The organism is Micromonospora parathelypteridis, from assembly GCF_014201145.1.
GTDB lineage: Bacteria > Actinomycetota > Actinomycetes > Mycobacteriales > Micromonosporaceae > Micromonospora > Micromonospora parathelypteridis.
The window spans coordinates 1,621,984-1,641,405 of the sequence record NZ_JACHDP010000001.1 but is presented as its reverse complement, the minus strand read 5'-3'; the positions used below and the strand labels follow the sequence as shown (position 1 = coordinate 1,641,405).

19 protein-coding genes and 1 riboswitch are annotated in these 19,422 nt (G+C 73.2%); of the genes, 6 read left to right on the top strand and 13 right to left on the bottom strand.

Translation table 11 applies throughout. The features are described 5' to 3' along the window. Positions 1-2 precede the first annotated feature (2 nt). Positions 3-134, bottom strand: a riboswitch (cyclic di-AMP (ydaO/yuaA leader). A 114-nt stretch (positions 135-248) separates the two neighbouring features. The 3 genes from HNR20_RS06920 to HNR20_RS06910 all read right to left on the bottom strand — a co-directional run bounded on the left by HNR20_RS06920 (position 249) and on the right by HNR20_RS06910 (position 4,445). After that, positions 249-1,166 carry a cation diffusion facilitator family transporter gene (locus HNR20_RS06920; RefSeq protein ID WP_184177462.1) on the bottom strand — a complete coding sequence of 306 codons (918 nt, stop codon included), beginning with the start codon at positions 1,164-1,166 and terminating at the stop codon, positions 249-251. Positions 1,167-1,274: 108 nt separating this feature from the next. Beyond that, the gene (locus HNR20_RS06915; protein WP_184177460.1) at positions 1,275-3,389 is read right to left on the bottom strand and encodes a HelD family protein; all 2,115 of its coding nucleotides are present in this window, start codon (positions 3,387-3,389) and stop codon (positions 1,275-1,277) included. Positions 3,390-3,497: 108 nt separating this feature from the next. Next, positions 3,498-4,445 (bottom strand): alpha/beta fold hydrolase, encoded by a 948-nt coding sequence (locus HNR20_RS06910; protein ID WP_184177458.1) that lies wholly within the window; start codon positions 4,443-4,445, stop codon positions 3,498-3,500. Between the two features lie 169 nt (positions 4,446-4,614). On the opposite strand from HNR20_RS06910, the gene HNR20_RS06905 reads away from it, so the two are divergent. Continuing rightward, on the top strand, positions 4,615-5,241 hold the full coding sequence (locus HNR20_RS06905; RefSeq protein ID WP_184177456.1) for a carbonic anhydrase: 627 nt from the start codon (positions 4,615-4,617) through the stop codon (positions 5,239-5,241). A gap of 98 nt (positions 5,242-5,339) precedes the next feature. Here the strand turns inward: HNR20_RS06905 and HNR20_RS06900 are convergent, their stop codons facing one another. Then, positions 5,340-5,669 carry a hypothetical protein gene (locus tag HNR20_RS06900; RefSeq protein WP_030330285.1) on the bottom strand — a complete coding sequence of 110 codons (330 nt, stop codon included), beginning with the start codon at positions 5,667-5,669 and terminating at the stop codon, positions 5,340-5,342. A gap of 308 nt (positions 5,670-5,977) precedes the next feature. Here HNR20_RS06900 and HNR20_RS06895 point away from each other — a divergent pair, with 308 nt between their 5' ends. Next, entirely contained in the window at positions 5,978-6,469 is a 492-nt protein-coding gene (locus HNR20_RS06895) for a DUF3145 domain-containing protein (RefSeq protein ID WP_110565634.1), read from the top strand. Positions 6,470-6,566: 97 nt separating this feature from the next. Next, positions 6,567-8,300: a glycoside hydrolase family 3 protein gene (locus HNR20_RS06890; RefSeq protein ID WP_373291057.1), complete on the top strand. Its 1,734-nt coding sequence runs from the start codon at positions 6,567-6,569 to the stop codon at positions 8,298-8,300. Positions 8,301-8,318: 18 nt separating this feature from the next. On the opposite strand, the gene HNR20_RS06885 is transcribed toward HNR20_RS06890, so the two are convergent. Then, the gene (locus HNR20_RS06885; RefSeq protein ID WP_184177452.1) at positions 8,319-10,205 is read right to left on the bottom strand and encodes a potassium channel family protein; all 1,887 of its coding nucleotides are present in this window, start codon (positions 10,203-10,205) and stop codon (positions 8,319-8,321) included. Between the two features lie 87 nt (positions 10,206-10,292). After that, positions 10,293-10,958, bottom strand: coding sequence for a lipoprotein (locus tag HNR20_RS06880; protein ID WP_184177450.1), 666 nt, complete (start codon positions 10,956-10,958; stop codon positions 10,293-10,295). Between the two features lie 133 nt (positions 10,959-11,091). Between HNR20_RS06880 and HNR20_RS06875 the strand changes: the two genes are divergently transcribed. Then, positions 11,092-11,310, top strand: coding sequence for a hypothetical protein (locus HNR20_RS06875; protein WP_184177448.1), 219 nt, complete (start codon positions 11,092-11,094; stop codon positions 11,308-11,310). 69 nt (positions 11,311-11,379) lie between these two features. Here the strand turns inward: HNR20_RS06875 and fabF are convergent, their stop codons facing one another. The 7 genes from fabF to HNR20_RS06840 form a co-directional block, all read right to left on the bottom strand. Next, complete coding sequence (gene fabF / locus HNR20_RS06870; protein ID WP_184177446.1) at positions 11,380-12,606, bottom strand: beta-ketoacyl-ACP synthase II; 1,227 nt, start codon at positions 12,604-12,606, stop codon at positions 11,380-11,382. 2 nt (positions 12,607-12,608) lie between these two features. Then, on the bottom strand, positions 12,609-12,848 hold the full coding sequence (locus tag HNR20_RS06865; protein ID WP_030330276.1) for an acyl carrier protein: 240 nt from the start codon (positions 12,846-12,848) through the stop codon (positions 12,609-12,611). Positions 12,849-12,933: 85 nt separating this feature from the next. Continuing rightward, positions 12,934-13,878 (bottom strand): beta-ketoacyl-ACP synthase III, encoded by a 945-nt coding sequence (locus tag HNR20_RS06860; RefSeq protein WP_184177444.1) that lies wholly within the window; start codon positions 13,876-13,878, stop codon positions 12,934-12,936. After that, on the bottom strand, positions 13,875-14,801 hold the full coding sequence (locus tag HNR20_RS06855) for an ACP S-malonyltransferase (RefSeq protein ID WP_184177442.1): 927 nt from the start codon (positions 14,799-14,801) through the stop codon (positions 13,875-13,877). Before HNR20_RS06855 ends, HNR20_RS06860 begins: the two co-directional genes overlap by 4 nt. Positions 14,802-14,879: 78 nt before the next feature. Further along, on the bottom strand, positions 14,880-16,166 hold the full coding sequence (locus HNR20_RS06850; RefSeq protein ID WP_221309730.1) for a PucR family transcriptional regulator: 1,287 nt from the start codon (positions 16,164-16,166) through the stop codon (positions 14,880-14,882). A gap of 109 nt (positions 16,167-16,275) precedes the next feature. Next, a complete protein-coding gene (locus HNR20_RS06845; protein ID WP_184177438.1) occupies positions 16,276-16,977 on the bottom strand; it encodes a response regulator in 702 nt (233 codons plus the stop codon). Beyond that, entirely contained in the window at positions 16,974-18,179 is a 1,206-nt protein-coding gene (locus HNR20_RS06840; protein ID WP_184177436.1) for a sensor histidine kinase, read from the bottom strand. Before HNR20_RS06840 ends, HNR20_RS06845 begins: the two co-directional genes overlap by 4 nt. 120 nt (positions 18,180-18,299) lie before the next feature. Here HNR20_RS06840 and HNR20_RS06835 point away from each other — a divergent pair, with 120 nt between their 5' ends. Both HNR20_RS06835 and HNR20_RS06830 read left to right on the top strand, forming a co-directional pair. Continuing rightward, the gene (locus HNR20_RS06835; RefSeq protein WP_184177435.1) at positions 18,300-18,842 is read left to right on the top strand and encodes an orotate phosphoribosyltransferase; all 543 of its coding nucleotides are present in this window, start codon (positions 18,300-18,302) and stop codon (positions 18,840-18,842) included. Between the two features lie 213 nt (positions 18,843-19,055). Further along, the gene (locus tag HNR20_RS06830; protein WP_184177433.1) at positions 19,056-19,382 is read left to right on the top strand and encodes a hypothetical protein; all 327 of its coding nucleotides are present in this window, start codon (positions 19,056-19,058) and stop codon (positions 19,380-19,382) included. Positions 19,383-19,422: the final 40 nt, after the last annotated feature.

Genomic DNA, 19,422 nt, shown 5'->3' with positions numbered 1-19,422 from the left:
GCATGTCCTTCCGTCAGCCGCCGACCGGGTTAGCTGACGGGTTCGGGACGGAAGATCCCTACCGCTGACGCGGATGCACCCCAGGAACATGGTTCCCCGGTTCGCCTGGATGGGCAATTAGGCGGCGACCGCCACCGGCGCCGGGAGGGCGCCGCCTGGTGGAGGCCGGGACCGAGCCTACCGGTGCCGGTGGGGCGGTTGCAGCCGATGTGACGGACGGTGCGTGCGTCGTCACCAGAAAACCACCGTTACCACTCGATCGAGCCGCAGGCCCCGGAGGTGGCGCCCGGCTCGATCTGCAACGTCGCGTGCTCGATCCGGAAGTCGTCGTGCAGGGCTGTGCGCGCCGCGCTGAGCACCGCGCCGACCTCGGCGCCGGGTGCCATGGTCAGGTGCGCGGAGGCCACCTCCATGCCCGAGGTGAGCGTCCAGACGTGCAGGTCGTGCACCTCGACCACGCCGGGAACCGCGGCCAGCCGGTCGTGCACGGCGGTCACCTGGAGGTGCTCCGGGGCGGCCTGCACCAGGATGCGGACGGCGGCGCGTGCCAGCCGCCAGGTGCGCGGCAGGATGAACACGCCGATGGCGACCGCGACGAGGGGGTCGGCCCACCACCAGTCGGTGACGGTGATGAGCAGCGCCGCGCCGATCACGCCGAGTGAGCCGAGCAGGTCGCCCAGCACCTCGAGATACGCGCCCTGAAGGTTGATGCTCTCCCGGGCTCCGGCGCGGAGCAGGGCGAAGGCGCCGACGTTCGCGAGCAGGCCGAGCACGGCCACCACGAGCATCGGACCGGCGACAACCTCGTGCGGGTCACCGAAGCGGCGGATCGACTCGATCACCACGTAGACCGCGACGGCGGAGAGCAGGACGGCGTTGGCGAGGGCGGCGAGCACCTCGAGTCGGTAGAGCCCGAAGGTGCGCTGCGGGTCGCCGGTGGCCCGCCGGGTGGCGGTGATCGCGGCGAGCGCCATGCCGATGCCGAGCACGTCGGTGAACATGTGCCCAGCGTCGGAGAGCAGGGCGAGTGAGCCGGTGTGCAGGGCGGCCACCGCCTCGACCACCATCAGGGTGGCGAGGAGCCCGAACGCCGCCCAGAGCCGGCCCCTGTGCTGGTGTGCGGCATTGGCGACCGACCCATGGTGGTGGTCATGACCTGCGCCCACGAGATCCACCTTCCGCCGCCAGTCGGGACCCGGTCAAATGTATGCTCACATCGCTATGTATGCAAGTGTAGGGGCAGACCGCTCTCCGGTTGGGCCAGCCGGCACGGATCAGCCGGTCGGGTCGATGGTGGTGAGTCGCTGAGTGGCCCGGGAGAGCGCCACGTACAGGGTGCGTACCCCGGCACCCGGATCCGCCCGGATCTCGCTCGGGGCGACCAGCACCACCCCGTCGTACTCCATGCCCTTGGCCTCCAGGCTGGTCACCACCTGCAGGCGCGGCGCGTCGAGTGCGGCGAGCCAGCCGGCGACCTCGTCGCGGCGGGGGACCGGCGTGATCACCCCGACGGTGCCCTCCACCTCGCCCAGCAGGCCGGCCGCCGCCTCCACGGTGGCGGTCTCCAACCCCGTCGCGGGCACCGCCAGCTCGACCGGATCGACCCCGGTGGAGCGGACGGCCGTCGGCAGCGGCAGGTCCGGGTAGAGCCGGCGGATCTCCGCCGCCGCCACCGCGAAGATCTCCGCCGAGTTGCGGTAGTTGGTGGTGAGCGTGAAGTCGTGTCGCTTGCGCCGGCCGAGCGCCTGGTCGCGGGCCCGGGCCAGCTCCTCCGGATCGCCGGTCCACGCGGTCTGCGCGGGGTCGCCCACCACCGTCCAGGACGCCAGGTGGCCACGCCGACCGACCATCCGCCACTGCATCGGCGAGACGTCCTGTGCCTCGTCCACCACCACGTGCGCGTAGTCCCGGTAGTCCTCCGGACGCTCCCGGGCCGCCGCCCGGGCCGCCCGCTGACGTTCGCCGAGGGTGCTCAGCTCGCGTACGCCGCCAGCCAGCTGGAACGGGTCACGCCGGGCCCGGGCCGGCTTCGCCGGCTTACCGAGCAGCGCGTCCAACTCGTCCAGCAGCGCGATGTCGGCGATGGTCAGCCCGTCGGTGTCCAGGCTCCGGTACGCGGCGCTGAGCAGCCGGATCTCCGCGTTGGAGAGGATCCCGCTCGCGTACCGGCGCAGCCGGTCCGGCCGGGCCAGCCAACCGAGCACGTGCCGAGGGTGCAGCCGAGGCCACCATGCCTTGAGGAACTCCCGGAACTCGGCCCGCTCGGCGATCTCGCCCTCGAAGGTCCGCTGCTCCGGCAGTCGGATGCCCACCTCCCGGGCCTGCGCCCAGAGCGCGGCGAACACCCCGTCGAAGCCGGCCCGGCGTACCTCGTTGCGCCGGGCGCCCCGCTGCAACGCGCGATCCCGGATCCGGTCCAATTCGGCCCGGTCCAGCCGCAGCAGCGTGCCCCGGTAGAGCAGCCGCAGCTCACCCGGGCCGCCCGGCACCGCGTCGCGGGCCGCCCGCTCCAGCACCCGGCGCATCCGCAGCGAGCCCTTCACCGCAGCGACCTCGGGCGGGTCGGGGCGGGTGGCGGTCATCCCCGGAAAGAGAGTGCCCAGCGAGTGCAGGGTCGCGGTGTCCTCACCGAGCGACGGCAGCACCGACGCGATGTACTCGACGAAGACCGACGACGGGCCGACCACCAGGATCCCGCCGCCCGCGTACCGGCTGCGGTCGGAATAGAGCAGGAACGCGGCGCGGTGCAGGGCGACCGCGGTCTTGCCGGTGCCCGGGCCGCCCGCGACGATCGTCACCCCGGAGCCGGGGGAGCGGATCGCCTCGTCCTGCTCCCGCTGGATCGTCGCCACGATGTCCCGCATGCCCCGGCCGGTGGCCTTGGACAGGGTGGCCAGCAACGCACCGTCACCAACGACCGTCATCCCCTCCGGGGCGGCGGTCGGGTCCAGCAGATCGTCCTCGATCCGGGTGACCCGCTCGGCGCGGGACTGGATCGTGCGGCGACGCACCACATCCAGCGGCTGCGCCGGAGTGGCCTGGTAGAAGGCGGCGGCGGCCGGCGCTCGCCAGTCGACGACCAGCGTGGTGGCGTCCTCGTCGCGGATCCCGAGTCGCCCGACGTGCAGCACCTGACGGTCGCGCAGGTCCAGCCGGCCGAAGACCAGCCCCTCGTACTCGGCGTCCAGGGCGTGCCGCTGCCGCGCCGCGTGGAAGACCATCGCGTCCCGCTCGACCAGCGCGCCGAACGTGCCCACCCGGGCCATCCGGTAGCCGTCGCGTTCGGCGCGGACCGCCGAGCGCCGCAGTTCGGCCAGTCGGGCGTACACCCGGTCGAGGTGTCGTTGCTCGACGGCAATCTCCTGCTCCAGGCCGGTCTGGTCGGTCAACGCACGCTCCTTCGAAGGTCGCCGGCAGGCGGCGGGAACCGCGCGGGCCAACCGCAGAAGGGTACGGCCCCCGGCCCAGCCCGCGCCGCCCGAGGTGCGGGAACGTGGTCAGGCACCCGTCCCGGCGGGGGCCGCGCCGCCGATGCGGGGCGGCAGTTCGGCGAGCACCCGGTGCAGGACACCGCTGAGCGCGGCGTTGACCACGTCCGGGCGCTCCAACATCAGCATGTGCCCGGCACCGGGGCAGACGGTCAGCTCGGTGGCCGGCAGGGCCTGCGCGATCGACTCGGCGCACGGCGGTGGGGTCAGCCGGTCCCGGTCGCCGACCAGGGCGGCGGCCGGCAGGTGCGCCAACGCGGCAAGGGTGTCCAGTCGGTGCTGGGTGCCGATGGAGGCCCGGAACCCGCCGATCGACCGCAGCGAGGCACGCGCCACCGCCGACGTCACCAGGCGGATGTCGGCCGGCTCGCAGCGGTCACCGAAGAGCATCCACCGGATGCTCGGCTGCAGCGCGTGCAGCAGCGCCCGGGGCGCTCGCCACGAGCCGCACCGGGCCAGCACGCCGGCACCGGTCGTCTCGGCCAACCGGATCAGCCGGGCGATCCTCGGGGAGAGCCCGTAGACGGTGTGCGTGTGCCCCTCGGCGGTGGTCGAGACGAAGACCAGCCCGGCCGTACGGGCGGCGAAGTGCGCGGGGTGGCGGTGGGCGTACTCCATGATCGTCATGCCGCCCATCGAGTGCCCGACCAGGACCACCGGCCCGGTCGGCGCCACCGTGTCGATCACCGTGGCCAGGTCGTCGCCGAGCTGGGCCAGGGTGGCCGTGGGCAGCGCCATGCAACTGGACCGGCCGTGCCCCCGCGCGTCGTAGGTGACCACCCGCACCGCACCACCGGCCGGTGGGGCGGTGAGCGCCTCGACCTGCCGGTGCCAGGCGCGCCCATCCAGCGTCCAGCCGTGCAAGAGGATGGCGGTGACCTGGGCGTCCATCGGCCCCGTCGCCTCGACGTTGAGCCGCACGCCGTCCGGCAGGCCGACCTCGAACCGCTCCGGCATCGCCACCTCCCAGGGCCGCCCGGCACCACTAGCACCTCCGATACCCGGCGGTAACACCGGCTACCCGTCATGACACCACGCCAATCGCGCCGTGGCTAACATTCCCGACCTCGCCCCTGGCTGCCGGCGGCGGGCCAAGCTGAACGGCATGGGGTCGTCGGGAGCGCCCATGGGCGAGACGTCGGGGCAGGGGCGGCAGGCCGGCGGCACGCCCCGCGCGGCGCTGGCTGACCTGCTCGCCGGCAATCGGCGGTTCGTCAGCGGCCAGCCGGTGCACGGGCACGATGTCACGGCCGCCGCGGCCGCCGCCTCCGGCGACCAGCAGCCGTACGCCGTGGTGCTCGGCTGCATCGACTCGCGGGTGCCGCTGGAGGCGATCTTCGACCAGACCTTCGGCGCGATCTGCGTGATCCGTACCGGTGGGCACGTGCTCGATCGCGCGGTGTGCGGGTCGATCGAGTACGTGGTCGGGCAGCTCGGCGTACCGCTGGTGATGGTCCTCGGGCACGAGCGGTGCGGCGCGGTGGGCGCCACCGTCGACGCGCTGCGCACCGGGGAGCGGCCCGGAGGCTCGCTGGCGCACCTGGTGGACGAGATCGCCCCGGCGGTGACCGAAGCGGGGCTCGACGACCCGGCGGTGCAGCCGCTCGCGATTCGCCGGCACGTCCGGCGGACCGTGCACACCCTGCGCGAGGACGACCTGCTGGCCGGGCCGGTCGCCGCCGGCCGGGTGGCCGTGGTCGGCGGCCTCTACGACCTCGCCACCGGCGAGGTCGCGCTGCTCGACGCGGGCTGAGCCGGCCCGTCCTCCCCGACGCTTGACGCCGGCCCGGACGCGAAACCGCCCGCCGGGAACTCCCGGCGGGCGGTTTCGATGATGCGGTGGGGAAGGGCTCAGCCCTCGAAGACGCCGGCCGCGACCAGGCGCTTCTCGGTGGCCTCCCAGCCGTCACCCGGGTGGGTGGCAGCCAGGTTGTTGATCTCCGCCCGGATCTTGGCGGCGTGGCCGGCGGCGGCCAGCACGCGGATCTCCTCGACGAAAGCGTCGGAGTCCGTGCGCAGGTGCGCGGTCTTGCCGTTGGTCAGGTTCCGCACGTAGGCGTGCTTGCCGCCGTTGAGCGGGATGAGGTACTTGAACTCGCCCAGCACGCTGAGGGCGCCACCCTGGCCAGCCTGGCCGGCCCGGACGGACGCGCGCGCGGTCTTAGAGGTGTTGCTCGCCACGGAGGTACTCCTTGCAAGACGTACGGGAGGACTGGACGTCCGGGGGCTGTGTGCGGGCCACACTGCGCTCGGCCCGCGAAGGTGTAACGCGGCATAAGCCGCCGGTGGAACTGTACAGGACCACGACATCATGCTGGTCGTCGCGGTGTCCTGAGAGGCAACGGCGGCCACCCGTCCGGCTATTCCACCCGGCGTTTTTTCCGATTCCCTGGCGCACCACGCGTCACACCAGTCATCATGTGTTGCAGCAACCACCTGGGTGGACGAGGTCGTAGGGGAAGACGCACCTCGCTCTCCGGGAGGTCACCGTGCCAACGCGTGGCGTCGTATACGTCCACTCGACCCCGCTCGCCGTGTGCTCGCACGTCGAGTGGGCGATCGCGCGCGTCCTAGCCGCGCCGGTCAACCTGCAGTGGACGGCTCAGCCCGTCGACCCCGGCGCACGCCGGGCCGAGTGCGGGTGGACCGGTCGTCCGGGGACGGGCGCCGAGCTGGCTGCTGCCCTACGGCAGTGGCCCATGATCCGTTTCGAGGTCACCGAAGAGCCCAGTCCGGGTGTCGACGGTGAGCGCTTCATGTACGTGCCCGCCCGTGGTCTGTTCCGGGCCACCGTCGGCGTGGCCGGTGACATCCAGCTCGGCGAAGACCGACTACGGGCGCTGATGGCCGCCTCCCGGGCTCCGGAGGCGCTGGCACACGCGCTGGACAAGGCGCTCGGCACCGCGTGGGACGCTGACCTGGAGCCGTACCGGTACGCCGGCGACGGCGCCCCGGTGACCTTGCTCACCCGGGTCGGCTGACCCGCCCCCGTGCGAGTCGGGCCACCTGCGCGCACACCGCTGTTGGGGGTGTGCGGGCGGTAAGGTCAAGTTGCCCCGATAAGGGGGAACTGGTGGGATAGGTGGCGTGTCGAATCGCCCGTGGCGCGCTCGTGTCGCTGTCGCCACCCTGACCGTCCTGCTCGTCTCCGGCTGCTCGGGTGCCCCGGACCGCCCCGCCCCGACGCCCGGTCCGACCGGCACCTCCGCCAGCGCGAGCGCCCCCGCCGCACCGGTGGCCGGCGACCCCGCCGCCCGTGCTGCCGCGCTCGTCGCCACGCTGTCCGACGAAGACCTGGTCGGCCAGGTGCTGATGCCGTACGCCTACGGCGACTCGGCGACGAAGGTCTCAGCCGGCTCGGCGGCCGGTAACCAGGCCCTCGCTGGGGTCGACACGCCCGCCGACATGATCAGCAAGTACCGCCTGGGCGGCCTGATCCTGGTCGGCTTCAGCGCCGACGACCCGACCAAGGGCAACCAGGAAACCACGAACGTCGACAATCCGAAGCAGGTGCACCAGCTCACCACCGGGCTGCGTGCCGCCGCCGGTCGGCTCGCCGCCGGCTCCGCGCCACTCCTGATCGGCACCGACCAGGAGTACGGCGTCGTCACCCGGGTGACCGACGGGGTCACCGTGCTGCCCAGCGCCCTCGCGGCGGGCGCCGCCGGCGACCCGAAGCTCACCGAGGCCGCCTGGCGCGCCGCAGGCTCCGAGCTGGCCGCGATGGGAATCAACGTCGACTTCGCCCCGGTGGCCGACGTGCTGGCCACCCGCAGCACCGTGATCGGCTCCCGTTCCTACGGCGCCGACCCGCAGCAGGCCGCGGCGCAGGTAGGCGGCGCCGTCCGTGGTCTGCAGGCGGCGGGAGTCGCGGCCACTCTCAAGCACTTCCCCGGGCACGGGCACAGCGCCGACGACTCGCACCAGGATCTGCCGGTGCTCACCCAGTCCGCCGCGGAGTTGCAGAGCGGCGCCTGGCCGCCGTTCACCGCGGGGATCGATGCCGGGGCGATGGCGGTGATGTCCGGGCACCTGGACGCACGCGCGATCGACCCGGGAACCCCGGCGACCTTCTCGCACAAGCTGCTCACCGACGTGCTGCGCGGCCAGCTCGGCTTCAAGGGCGTGGTGATCACCGACGGGATGAACATGCCCCCCGCGAAGCGCTGGGCTCCCGGCGAGGCGGCGGTCCGAGCGCTGAACGCCGGCAACGACCTCATCCTGATGACCCCGAACGTCGGTCAGGCGTACGACGGGCTGCTCGCCGCGCTGCGCGGCGGGTCGCTGCCCCGGACCCGGCTGGTCGAGGCGGTCACCCGGGTGCTGACCATGAAGTTCCGGCTCGCGGAGCTCCCCGCCGCGCAGATGTCCACGCTCACCAGCCCGGCGCACCGGGCGGCGGCCGACGCGCTGGCCGCCGCCGCCGTCACCGTGCTGCGGGGTACCTGCGGGGGCGCGGTGCGCGGGCCGGTCACCGTCACCTCCTCCGACGGTCGAGATGGCACCCGGGCCACGCTGACCGCCGCGCTGACCGCCGCCGGGGTGCCCGTCAAGCCCAGCGGTGGCACGATCGTGCACCTGGTGGGCTACGGCGACGGCGCCAAGGACCTGCGCCCCGACGCGGCGGTCACGGTCGCCATGGACACCCCGTACGTGCTGGCTGACGCGAAGTCACCGACGCTGCTGGCCACCTACTCGTCCAGCCGGACGTCGATGACGGCACTGGCCGCCGTGCTGGCCGGCAAGGCCCGGCCGGGCGGAAGGTCCCCGGTGGTCGTGCCCGGCCTGCCGGCCACCGCCTGCGCGAGCTGACCGGTCGCCACGAACGGGTCAACGCCCGCCCTCGGCCGTCGGCCGGTCGGTGGCGTCCCCAGCGGACGGCTCCGGGTGCGGCGGCGGGTCGTCCTCGCCCGACCGGCCGGTCGGCTGGCGTGTCGCCGGTGGGCGCAACAGCCGTAGCGGCGTCCCGCCGAGCGTGGCCGGCGACATCGGCGGCGGATCGGCGCTGGGCACCGTGCGGGCGAGCAGCGCCGCCAGCCCGGCCCGGGTGGCGACGACCAGCAACCGATCGGTACGTACCAGGGACCGCCGTTGCGGCAGGGACCAGATGGTCTGCCCGGCCCGCCCGGTCCGCATCGCGATCACCCGCGCCTCACGTGGCCGGCTCACCTTCGGACAGGAGCGGCCTTCCAGGTCCGAGCCGGCACCGACCGGCAGTTCGGCGACCAGCAGGACCCGCCGCCCCACCGAGATCGTGTCGATCACCTCTCGGCCCATCATGGCCGCGGCGAACGCCGGCGCGGCCAGGTACGAGACGCTTCGCGAGTGGTTGATCCCGAAGGCGCGCTGCACCCGCTGCGCGAACCCCTCGTCGAACAGCCGCAGCACCACCCGCAGCGGAGCCGCCGCAGCACCATTGGCTGCCCTGTGCAGCGAACGACCGAGCAGTGCGGTCTCCAGGTTGGTCACGTCGTCGGCGCAGAGCACCACCAGTGCCCGGCAGGTCGAGACGGACGCTGCCCGCAAGGTCTCCGGGCTGGTCGCGTCTCCGATCAGGAACGGCAGACCCAGCTCGCGGGCCACCGCCACGCCACGGGCGGTCGGCGTCCGGTCCACCGCCACCACGGTCAAGCCGAACGAGTGCAACTCCTGCACCACCCTGGTGCCGACGTTGCCCAACCCGACCACGATCACGTGGTCGTTGAGCGGGTCGGTGAGCCGACCGGCCGCGACCGCCAACCGGGCGCGTACCACCGAATCGACCACCAGGGCGGTCACCGTGGGGACCAGGGCCACCCCGGTGACCACCAGTAGCAGGGCGGTGAGCTTCTCCACCAGGGATCCGGCGGGGTCCGCCTCCGCGCTGCCCAGGGCGGTGAGCAACGTCAGGTAGCCGGCCTGCACCGGGTCCAGGTCCCGGGCCTGCCCGAGCAGCACGCTACCGACGAGGAGCAGCGCCGCCGAGGCGCCCAGCGCCCAGCGCAGGCGTCGGCTGAGGATCAGTCGGGCGGTCCGCAGCAGGCGGCGGCGAGGTCGGGCCCGGACCGTACGCCGCCGGCCGTACGCCCGCACCAGCACCAGATCGGCGGAATCCTCGTCCTCCGGCAGAGTGATCGGCTCGGGGCCGCTGGTGTCGGCGAGCGCGCAGACCACGTCCGTGGTGGCCGGGTCGAGCGCGTCCCGGCTCGCCGTGCGCAGCAGTTCGTCGTCGGGCAGCCGTAGAAAGGTCGGCGTGTCGTCGCCCAACGTGGCCGCGACGAACGCGGGCGCGGCGATCTCCGAACCGGACAGCACCGCGCAGTCGCCGAGCATGGTGGCCACGCCCTCGCCGAGCACCGGATTGAACAACCGAACCACGATCCGAACGTCCGGATCGAACTCCCGGATGATCAACGCGGCGTCCACGTTGGCCACATCGTCGGCACTGACCAGCGCGACCGCCGCCGCAGCCCGTACGCCGGCCCGATCCAGGACCTCGGCGGTCAGCCGGCGGGCCACCACCACCTCGGGGCGTGGCCCCGCCGCCTCGGTGTCCGACGCGAGCTCGGCGATGTCCGGCGCGTGGTTGTCGGTCAACGATGGCAGCAGCGCGGTGACCGCGACGCCGTACCGGTCGACCAGTTCGGTGATCAGTCGGCGGGCCAGAGCGTTGTCGCCGCAGACCACGAACCGTCGACCGGAGTCCGGATCGATGCCGTCGGCGCTGTCGTCGGGCACGCCCGCATGGTAGCCGTCGCCGACCAGGCAGGCGTCCCGCAGGATCTTCCGCGGATCGGCATCGGCCCGGGTCGCGCTCGGGCCACCTCACCCGGCGGTCGCGAGCCCCTGCGCCGCGAGCCGGTACGCCGGCAGCACGTCGGTCCGCTCGGTGATCAGGCCCTCGTTGACCGTGAAGACCAGTGTCTGCCCCGCCGACTGGACTGCCAGCGCCCAGTTGCGCGACGTCTCCTCGGTGAGCGAGTTGGTGGTCAGCCAGGTGATCTCGGTGGCGTCGAAGCCGCCGGCCCGGAGGTCCCGGAACTGCTGGCCGGTGACGGCGTCGTCGGTCCCGTTGGCGAAACCCTCCAACGCGGTGCGCGGCGCGACCGCCGGGGTGTCCGCCGCCCAGATCCGCAGGAATCCGCCGCCGGCCTTCCGGCCGTCCACCTCGCAACGCACGGTGGTGCCACCGCGCTTGGTGAGCGCCTCGCCGACGAGCTCGGCCAGCTCGCCCTCAAGTGGCTCGACCGCCTTCGCCGTCCACCCGTCCGCGAGCGGAAACGAGACCGGTACCGGGCAGGGCGAACCCGTTCCGCCGGTCGTGCCGCTGGGCGAGGCTGCGGCCACCTCGTCGTACCAGGGCTCGCCGGTGGCCTGCGGTGCCGGGCTTCCGGCCGTGCGCCCGGCGGGAGCGTCGGCATCGTCGCCGCAGCCGGCGAGTAGGCCGAGGGTGAGCGCCGCCAACACGGCAGCGCGGGTACGAGTGTCCACAGTGTCATCCCCCGTTGCGCGATCTTCAGTCGGCCTATCGAAGCCGTGCGGCCCTCCGACGTCAAACGGGTTCGTGTGCACGGCCGACGAAATCGGGTCGCTCCGCCCCCGGTCGGTCTGACAACCTCCCTGGATGGGAGCTGCAGAGGGATTCCGGTACGTGGTGCGGGCGGACGGCACGGTGGTGATCACGCACCACGGACGGGCGGCCGGCACGCTGCGTGGTGCCCGGGCAGCGGAGTTCCTCGCCGAGGTCGACGACGACCCGCAGTTGGTGATGGCCCGCTGGACCGGCAACTACCGCCACGGCAACGAGCGCACCGCGAAACGGCACCCCCGCAACCGAGGCTGAACGGAGAAAGGGTCCCCTCTCATCGGCAGGCGATGAGTGGGGACCCTCCCGCGAGTCCTCGGCGGGGCCTCAGGGCCGCGCGAAGACGAGAGCCACGTTGTGGCCGCCGAAGCCGAACGCGTTGTTCAACGCGGCGGGGATCTCCATGTGGCGTGCCTTGTGTGCCGCGACGTCCAGGGTGAGACCTGGCTCCGGGTCGTCGAGGTTGATCGTCGGAGGGACGACACTGTCGCGGATGGCCAGGATGGTGGCGATCGACTCCAGCGCGCCGGCCGCACCGAGCAGGTGACCGGTCATCGACTTCGTCGCGGACAGCACCGGGTGGTCGCCGAGCGCCTTGTGCAGCCCGCCGATTTCCAGCATGTCACCGACCGGCGTCGAGGTGGCGTGCGCGTTGACGTGCACGATGTCCCGCTTGGCCACACCCGCGTCCGCGATCGCCTTGGCGATGGCCCGGATGGCGCCCTCGCCCTCGGCGTGCGGCTGCACGATGTCGTACGCGTCCGAGGTGATGCCGGCCCCGGCGAGCCGCGCGTACACCCGGGCGCCCCGGGCTGCGGCGTGCTCCGCCCGTTCCAGCACCACGATGCCGGCGCCCTCGCCGAGGACGAAGCCGTCCCGGCCCCGGTCCCACGGGCGGGAGGCGCGCTGCGGCTCGTCGTTGCGGGTCGACATGGCCCGCATCGAGCTGAAGCCGGCGATCGGCAGTGGGTGGATGACCGCCTCCGTGCCGCCGGCCACCACCACGTCGGCCCGGCCGGAGCGGATGATGTCCAACCCCAGCGCGATCGCCTCGGCGCCGGTGGCGCAGGCGCTCGCCATCGAGTGCACGCCGGCCTTGGCGCCCAGCTCCAGCCCGACCCAGGCGGCCGGACCGTTCGGCATCAACATCGGGATGGTGTGCGGGGAGACCCGCCGTGGCCCGGATGCTTCGAGGATGTCGTCCTGGGCGAGCAGGGTGGTGGCACCACCGATGCCGGAGCCGACGCTGACGGCCAGCCGCTCCCCGTCGAGGTCGGAGCCGGCGAGGCCGGCGTCCGCCCAGGCCTGCTGCGCCGCGATGATCGCGATCGCCTCGGAACGGTCCAGGCGGCGCAGGCGGACCCGGTCCAGCACCTCGGACGGCTCCACGGCCAACTGGGCGGCGATCCGGACCGGCAGTTGCTCGGCCCACTCCTGGGTGAGGGCACTCACCCCGGAGCGGCCGGCGAGCATTGCGTCCCAGGTCGACGCGACGTCCCCGCCAAGCGGGGTCGTCGCGCCGAGCCCGGTGACGACGACGTCAGGACGACTCATGATCAGGACTGCGCCGCGATGTAGCTGACAGCGTCACCGACGGTCTTGAGGTTCTGCACCTCGTTGTCCGGGATCTTGACGCCGAACTTCTCCTCGGCGGCCACCACGACCTCGACCATGGAGAGCGAGTCGACATCGAGGTCGTCGGTGAAGGACTTCCCCTCGGCCACGTCGTCCGGGTTCACCCCGGCAACCTCTTCGAGGATCTCGGCGAGGCCGGTGGTGATCTCGTCACGGGTCATTGCGGTTGGTTCCTTTCATCGGGGTTGTCCGACGGACGGCGTCGCCGTCCGCCACTCCTCGACGCGTACGCGCCCGAGGTGGTCTTCAGGGGCAGCGGACGACCTGACCGGCGTAGGTCAGGCCACCGCCGAAGCCGAACAGCAGCACCGGCGCGCCCGAGGGCACCTCCCGGCGCTCGACCAGCTTGGACAGGGCCAGCGGCACGCTCGCGGCAGAGGTGTTGCCGGACTCGACGATGTCCTTCGCGATGATCGCGTTGGGGATGTTGAGCCGCTTGGCGATGCCGTCGATGATGCGGGCGTTGGCCTGGTGCGGCACGAACGCGGCCAGCTCCGACGGGTCGACCCCGGCACGCTCGCAGGCCTGCAGGGCGAGCGGCGCCAGCTCGGTGGTGGCCCAGCGGAACACCGCCTGCCCCTCCTGCTGGATGTACGGGCGCCAGCCCTCGATGCGGACCGCGTCGCTCTTCTCCGGCACCGAACCCCAGACCACCGGGCCGATCCCGGCCGGCTCGTCGTCGGCGGTGGCGGTGACCACCGCCGCGCCGGCACCGTCCGCGAAGATGATGCAGGTGGAGCGGTCGGTCCAGTCGGTGAAGTCGGAGAGCTTCTCCGCGCCGATGACGATCGCGTTGCGCGACGCCCCGGCCCGGATGGCGTGGTCGACCGTGCCCAGCGCGTACGCGAAGCCCGAGCAGGCGGTGTTCACGTCGAACGCGCCCGGCGCGGTGATGCCCAGCTTGGCGGCGACCCGGCAGGCCACGTTGGGGCTGCGGTCGATCGACGTGCACGTGGCGACAACGACCAGGTCGATGTCGGCGGCCGTCAGACCCGAGTTGGCCAGCGCCTTGCCGGCGGCGGCAGCGGCCATGTCAGCCACTGTCTCGGAGTCGGCGATCCGCCGGCTGACGATGCCGACCCGGTCGCGGATCCACTCGTCGTTGGTGTCGACGAGCTGGGCGATGTCGTCGTTGGTCACCACCCGGGAGGGCTGGTAGTGCCCCATCGAGACGATGCGACTGCCAGTCATGAACGACCTCCGATACGGGCGATCAGGTCCCGTGCGGCCGGCAGGTCGTCCGGGGTGTTCAGGGTGACGATCTCCGGGGCGCCCTCGCCCTTGAGGTCCCGCTTCACCAGCCCGGCGAGAGTGCCGGCCGGTGGTAGTTCGATCACGCCGGTGACCCCGAGGTCAGCCAGCGTACGCATGCACAGATCCCAGCGCACCGGCGCGGTGACCTGGCGGACCAGGCGTTGCACCATCTCCGGGCCGTTGTCGACCGCGGTGCCGTCGAGGTTCGACAGCAGGATCCGGGCCGGGTCGGCCGGGGTGATTCCGGCGGCGACCGCGGCGAGCGCGGTTTCGGCCGGGGCCATGTACGGGGTGTGGAACGCGCCAGCCACCTGGAGTCGGATGATCCGGGTCCGGGCGGGCGGCTCGGCGGCGAGCTTGTCGAGCCCGTCCAGCGCGCCTGCGGCGACGATCTGCCCGGCGCCGTTGCGGTTGGCCGGGTGCAGTCCGTGCGCCTCGATCGCGGCGAGCACCTCGTCGGAGTCGCCGCCGAGCATCGCGGCCATTCCGGTCGGCTCCAGCGCGCAGGCGGCGGCCATCTCCCGGCCGCGTACGCCGGCGAGGGTGATCGCGGCTTCGGCCGTCAGCACGCCGGCCAGGGCGGCCGCGCCCAACTCGCCGACGCTGTGCCCGGCGGTGAGCGAGACGCCGTCCAGTGGCAGGTGCTCGGCCGCGAGCAGCGCCGCGGCGACCAGCAACGGCTGGGTGCGGGCGGTGTCCTTGATTTCGTCGGCGTCGGCGGCGGTGCCCAGGTGCATCAGGTCGACCCCGGCCAACGCCGACCACTCGCGCAGTCGCGCCTCAGTGCCGGTCAGGTCGAGCCAGGGGGTCAGGAAGCCGGGTTTCTGAGAACCCTGGCCGGGACTAAGTACGGCGAGCACGCCTATGACTCTCCCGGATACGCGCGGGTAACGCTGTGCCGCCTCCGACCAAACCGCACTAGGACCTTTAGAGGTTTCCTACAAAGATCGGCGGGGATCATCCTCGTTTTGGACGGTTTTCCGGTTTACCGGGGTCATTGTCTGGGTCGGGACAGGTGAGGTGAGCGGGGCAACCGGATCCAACCGACCCACGGTCAGCGCGACCTGAAGGGCGAACGCGTCCCGGGGAGACAGCGGCGAGAAGCCGGTCACCTCGGCGATCCGGCGTAGCCGGTAACGCACCGTGTTCGGGTGTACGAACAGCGCACGGGCGGCGCTCTCCAGCGTGCCGCCGGCAGCCAGGAAGGCGTCCAGGGTCGCCAGCAGCTCGCCACCGGCGCGCACCAGGGTCGCGTACACGTCGTGCCGCAGCCGTCGACGAGCCTCCGCGTCGCCGGCCAGGGCCCGCTCGGGCAACAGGTCGGCGGCCGGCACCGGACGGGGGGCGCCGGGCCAGGCCGGAGCCGCCCGGAAACCGGACAGCGCGGCACGCGCCGACTCGGTCGCCTCGTCCAGACTGGGTACGGCCGGACCGACCACCACCGGCCCGTCGCCGAACGCGCTCAGCAGCTTTGCGGTGGCGGTCAACGGGTCCGCCGCCCCGCCCAACACGATGACCAACCGGTCGCCGTGCACCCCGCCGATCACCTCGACACCGATCCGGCGGGCTTGCCGGTAGACCACGTGCAGCACCGCGGAGACCTCTCCACCGGGGGAGCGCCCGACCGCCACCGCCACCGGCGGCGCGTCCGCCCAACCGAGCGCCGCGGCCCGACTGGCCAGCACGTCCGGCGAGTCACCGCGCAACAGCGCGTCGACCAGCAGGGCCTGCAACCGGGCGTCCCAGGCGCCGCGGGACTCGGCCGCCCGCGCGTACACCCGGGCGGCGGCGAACGCGATCTCCCGGGAGAAGCGCAGCACCGCTTCGCGCAGTTGCTGCTCCTCGCCCTCGGCGGCCAGTTGCGACACCTGCTCCTCGACGACGTCGATGGTCACTTTGATCAACGCCACGGTCTGCTGGAGGGTGATCGACCGGGCCAGCGCCTGCGGGGCGGCGGCGAAGACCTCGTCCGAGACCTCCTGGGTGCTGTCCGCCGTGCCGCCGCCCTCGCGCAGCCACTGCACCAGCGACCGGGCGCCCGCCTGGGCCACCAGCATCACCCAGGAGCGCTGATCGGCCGGCAACGCCCGGAACCACGGCAGGGTCTCGTCCATCCGGGCCACGCTGGAGGTGGCCAACGCCCCTGCCGAACGCTCGATCCGGCGCAGCGTGGCCGCCAGCTCCCCACCGCCCGGCGTACTCACCGCCCTAGCCTGACACGTCATGAGCAGGCCATCCACGTCGGCACCGGCCCCGGGCGGAGGTCGCAGCCGCCCCGAGCGGCTCAGCTGGGCCGGACCGCCCGTCACCAACGACGTGAATCCGGTGGTCGGCTCACGGTTGCGGGGGAGTGGGCAGTCCCAACTCCTGGGCCAGGATCGCGGCCTGCACCCGGCTGCGCAGATCCAGCTTCGCCAGGATCCGGCTCACGTGGGTCTTGGTGGTGCTCTCGGCCAACACCAGCCGGTCGGCGATCTGCTGGTTGGACAGGCCCAGGCCGAGGCAGGCCAGCACGTCCCGCTCGCGCGGGGTGAGGGTGCCCAGCGCGGCGAGGGTGTCCGCCGACGCGCTCGGCGCGGTGGCCGCGAAGGCGGTGATCAACCGGCGGGTCACCGCGGGCGCGATGAACCCGTCGCCGCGCGCCACCGTACGCACCGCGGTCACCAGGCCAGCGGCGTCGGTGTCCTTGAGCAGGAACCCGGCCGCTCCGGCACGCAACGCGCCGAAGACGTACTCGTCGAGGTCGAAGGTAGTGAGCACCAGCACGTCGGCGAGCACGTCGGTGACGATCGCCCGGGTCGCGGAGATCCCGTCCCGGCGGGGCATCCGGACGTCCAGCACCGCCACGTCCGGGCGCAACTCCCGGCACAGCCGCACCGCCTCGTCGCCGTCGGCCGCCTCGCCGACCACGTCGATACCCGACGCGCCGCGCAGGATCAGGGCCAGTCCGGCCCGTACCGCCGGCTGGTCGTCCGCGAGCACCACCCGTACCGTCGACGCGCCCGCGTCGGCCGGTGACCGCGCCGGCCCGGTCACCCGCGCTCCCCGGTGGGCAGCGCGGCCCGGACCTGCCAGCGGCCGTCCCGCGGCCCGGCGGTGAACCGGCCGGCCAGCAGCGTGGCCCGTTCCCGCATCCCGATCAGCCCCGCCCCGGCGCCCGGCAACCCGTCCCCGCCCCGACGCACCGGATTTTCCACCGTCACCACCACCTCCGCCGGCCGGTACGCGATCGTCAGGTCCGCCTCACCCGTGCCGTGCTTGAGCGCGTTGGTCAGCGACTCCTGCACGATCCGGTACGCGGCGAGATCCACCCCCACCGGCAGCGGCCCGGGCGTCCCATCGGTGCGGACACGCACCGCGAGGCCGGCGGCCCGGATCCGCTCGACCAACCCGTCCGCCTCGGCGAGCCGCGCGGTGACCGCCTCCGGCACCGCCGTGCCGTCGCCGGCCGGGGCCCGCCCACCGCCGGTTCCCGGCTCGCGCAGCAACTCGATCATCTGACGCATCTCCGCCAGGCCCTGCACGCTGCTCTCCCGGATCACCCGCAACGCCGAGGAGACCTGGCCGCGGTCCAGCCCGGGCACGGACAGCACGGCGGTGGCGTGGATGGCGACCGCGCTGAGGTGGTTGGCGACCACGTCGTGCAGCTCCCGAGCCATCCGGGCCCGTTCGGCGCTGACCGCCTGCCGGCGGTCCAACTCGACCAGCCGGGCGGTCTGCTCGGCCCGCGCGCGCTCGGCCGCGGCCTGGTCGCGGTACTGCCGCACGCTGATGCCGGTCAGGACCGGCAGCAGCCCGGCGAGCACCACCAGCACGCCGACGGTCACCCCACGCCAATGGCCGAAGACGAGCACGCCGACGACCGCACCGATCAGGCTCAGACCGATGGTCACCCGCAGCAACCATCGCCACAGCCGTGGCGGGCCGTACACGCAGGCGTCGTAGAGCACCTGGGTGTAGACCAGGACCGTCCCCAGAGAGTTGCCGAGCGCGGTGTCCACGACCAGCGCCCCGGTGCCCACGGCCAGGCTGGCGCGGGGGGCGACCCGGCGCATGCCCACGGCCACGCACATCGCCAGCAGCGGTGGCAGGAACAGCGCCGACGGCACGCCCGTGTTCGGACGGACCTGCGGCTGCCAACCCAGCGCATACAGCACCAGGCCGCCGACGAGGGACGCGCCGGCGAGCGCGAGGTCGCGGCCAAGGGTGCCGGAGCCGAGCCACGGTGGCGGTCGCATGCCCACGATCCCACCACAGCGGCCGACGCTCGGACACCGACCGGAGGAGGAGCCCGGCGGCACCGACATGCGCCGAAAGGGGTACGCGCATCCTGCGCAACGAGAGCGAGAATGATCATCATGACTGATCGGGAAACGATGGCCGCGCTGGCTCGCGAGATCGATGCGACCTGCCGGCTGACCGGCACGTTCGTGCTCCGCTCCGGCCGGACCGCCGACGAGTACTTCGACAAGTACCGCTTCGAGGCGGATCCCCGCCTGCTGGACCGGGTCGCGGCCCAGTTGGCGCACCTGGTCCCGACGGATACCGAGGTGCTGGCCGGGCTGGAGATGGGCGGGATCCCGGTGGTGACCGCGCTCGGCCGGCACACCGGGCTGCCCTGCGCGTTCGTCCGCAAGATCGCAAAGCCGTACGGGACGGCCCGGCTGGCCGAGGGCGCGGAGCTGGTCGGGCGGCGAGTGCTGGTGGTCGAGGACGTCGTCACCTCCGGCGGCCAGGTGGTCATCTCCACCGGTCAACTACGCGAACTGGGTGCCCGGGTGGAGAACGCCCTCTGCGTCATCGACCGCGTCGAGGGAGGGGCGGAGGCGCTCGCCGGTCACGGCGTGGCGCTGCGGGCGCTCTTCCGCCGCGTGGACCTGGAGGCGCACCGTACCCGCTGACCGCCGGTCCGCCGGGCCGGGGCTCCTCCCGATGAACGGCGCGAAAAGATGCTGTGAACTGTGCTACCAGAGCGCGCGCTCACCGTCGTCGTCGTGGGCTGGCGGGTGTCGACCCCGGGTACGCTGCGCGCGGCCCGTCGGTCCCGGCCAGTACGGTGACAGGGCACGTCGGGGGGAGCACCCGCGGGTGAGGCGAGCGTGAGGAGACCGGGGATGGCGCACGGGGAGGCCGAGCACGGCTGCGCCCAGGGCGAGCCCAGCCGGCCGGGGCACGACCCGCAGGCGGCTGGCAAGCATCGCCGGCCGGTCAGCGGCGCGCCAGCGCACCCGGTGGAGCCGCCCGCCGGCCGGGCCGAAGACGAGATCGTGCTCCCGCGCCAGCGCTCCGCCGAGCCCAGCGCACTCTCCGAGCCCGACACGGATGTCCCCGCTGGTTGCCTTAGCGAACTTCCTGGCTGGGCCGGGGCACATCGGCACGGCCCGGTCCGGCCGCGTCCGCGGGCCACCCGGCGGGAGCGCCCACCGCGCCGCTGGTGCTGAACACCACCGCGCGAGAGAGCGACCCGCGAGGGCGGTCCGG

Excerpts from the sequence above, each read along its gene's own strand:
- HNR20_RS06910 (WP_184177458.1), bottom strand. The coding sequence starts at position 4,445 with ATGCCGGAGCGGTTCGAGGTCGGCCTGCCGGACGGCGTGCGGCTCAAC.
- HNR20_RS06905 (WP_184177456.1), top strand. The coding sequence starts at position 4,615 with ATGGGCGAGACGTCGGGGCAGGGGCGGCAGGCCGGCGGCACGCCCCGC.
- HNR20_RS06875 (WP_184177448.1), top strand. The coding sequence starts at position 11,092 with ATGGGAGCTGCAGAGGGATTCCGGTACGTGGTGCGGGCGGACGGCACG.
- fabF (WP_184177446.1), bottom strand. The coding sequence starts at position 12,606 with ATGAGTCGTCCTGACGTCGTCGTCACCGGGCTCGGCGCGACGACCCCG.
- HNR20_RS06865 (WP_030330276.1), bottom strand. The coding sequence starts at position 12,848 with ATGACCCGTGACGAGATCACCACCGGCCTCGCCGAGATCCTCGAAGAG.
- HNR20_RS06860 (WP_184177444.1), bottom strand. The coding sequence starts at position 13,878 with ATGACTGGCAGTCGCATCGTCTCGATGGGGCACTACCAGCCCTCCCGG.
- HNR20_RS06850 (WP_221309730.1), bottom strand. The coding sequence starts at position 16,166 with ATGACGTGTCAGGCTAGGGCGGTGAGTACGCCGGGCGGTGGGGAGCTG.
- HNR20_RS06840 (WP_184177436.1), bottom strand. The coding sequence starts at position 18,179 with ATGCGACCGCCACCGTGGCTCGGCTCCGGCACCCTTGGCCGCGACCTC.
- HNR20_RS06835 (WP_184177435.1), top strand. The coding sequence starts at position 18,300 with ATGACTGATCGGGAAACGATGGCCGCGCTGGCTCGCGAGATCGATGCG.
- HNR20_RS06830 (WP_184177433.1), top strand. The coding sequence starts at position 19,056 with ATGGCGCACGGGGAGGCCGAGCACGGCTGCGCCCAGGGCGAGCCCAGC.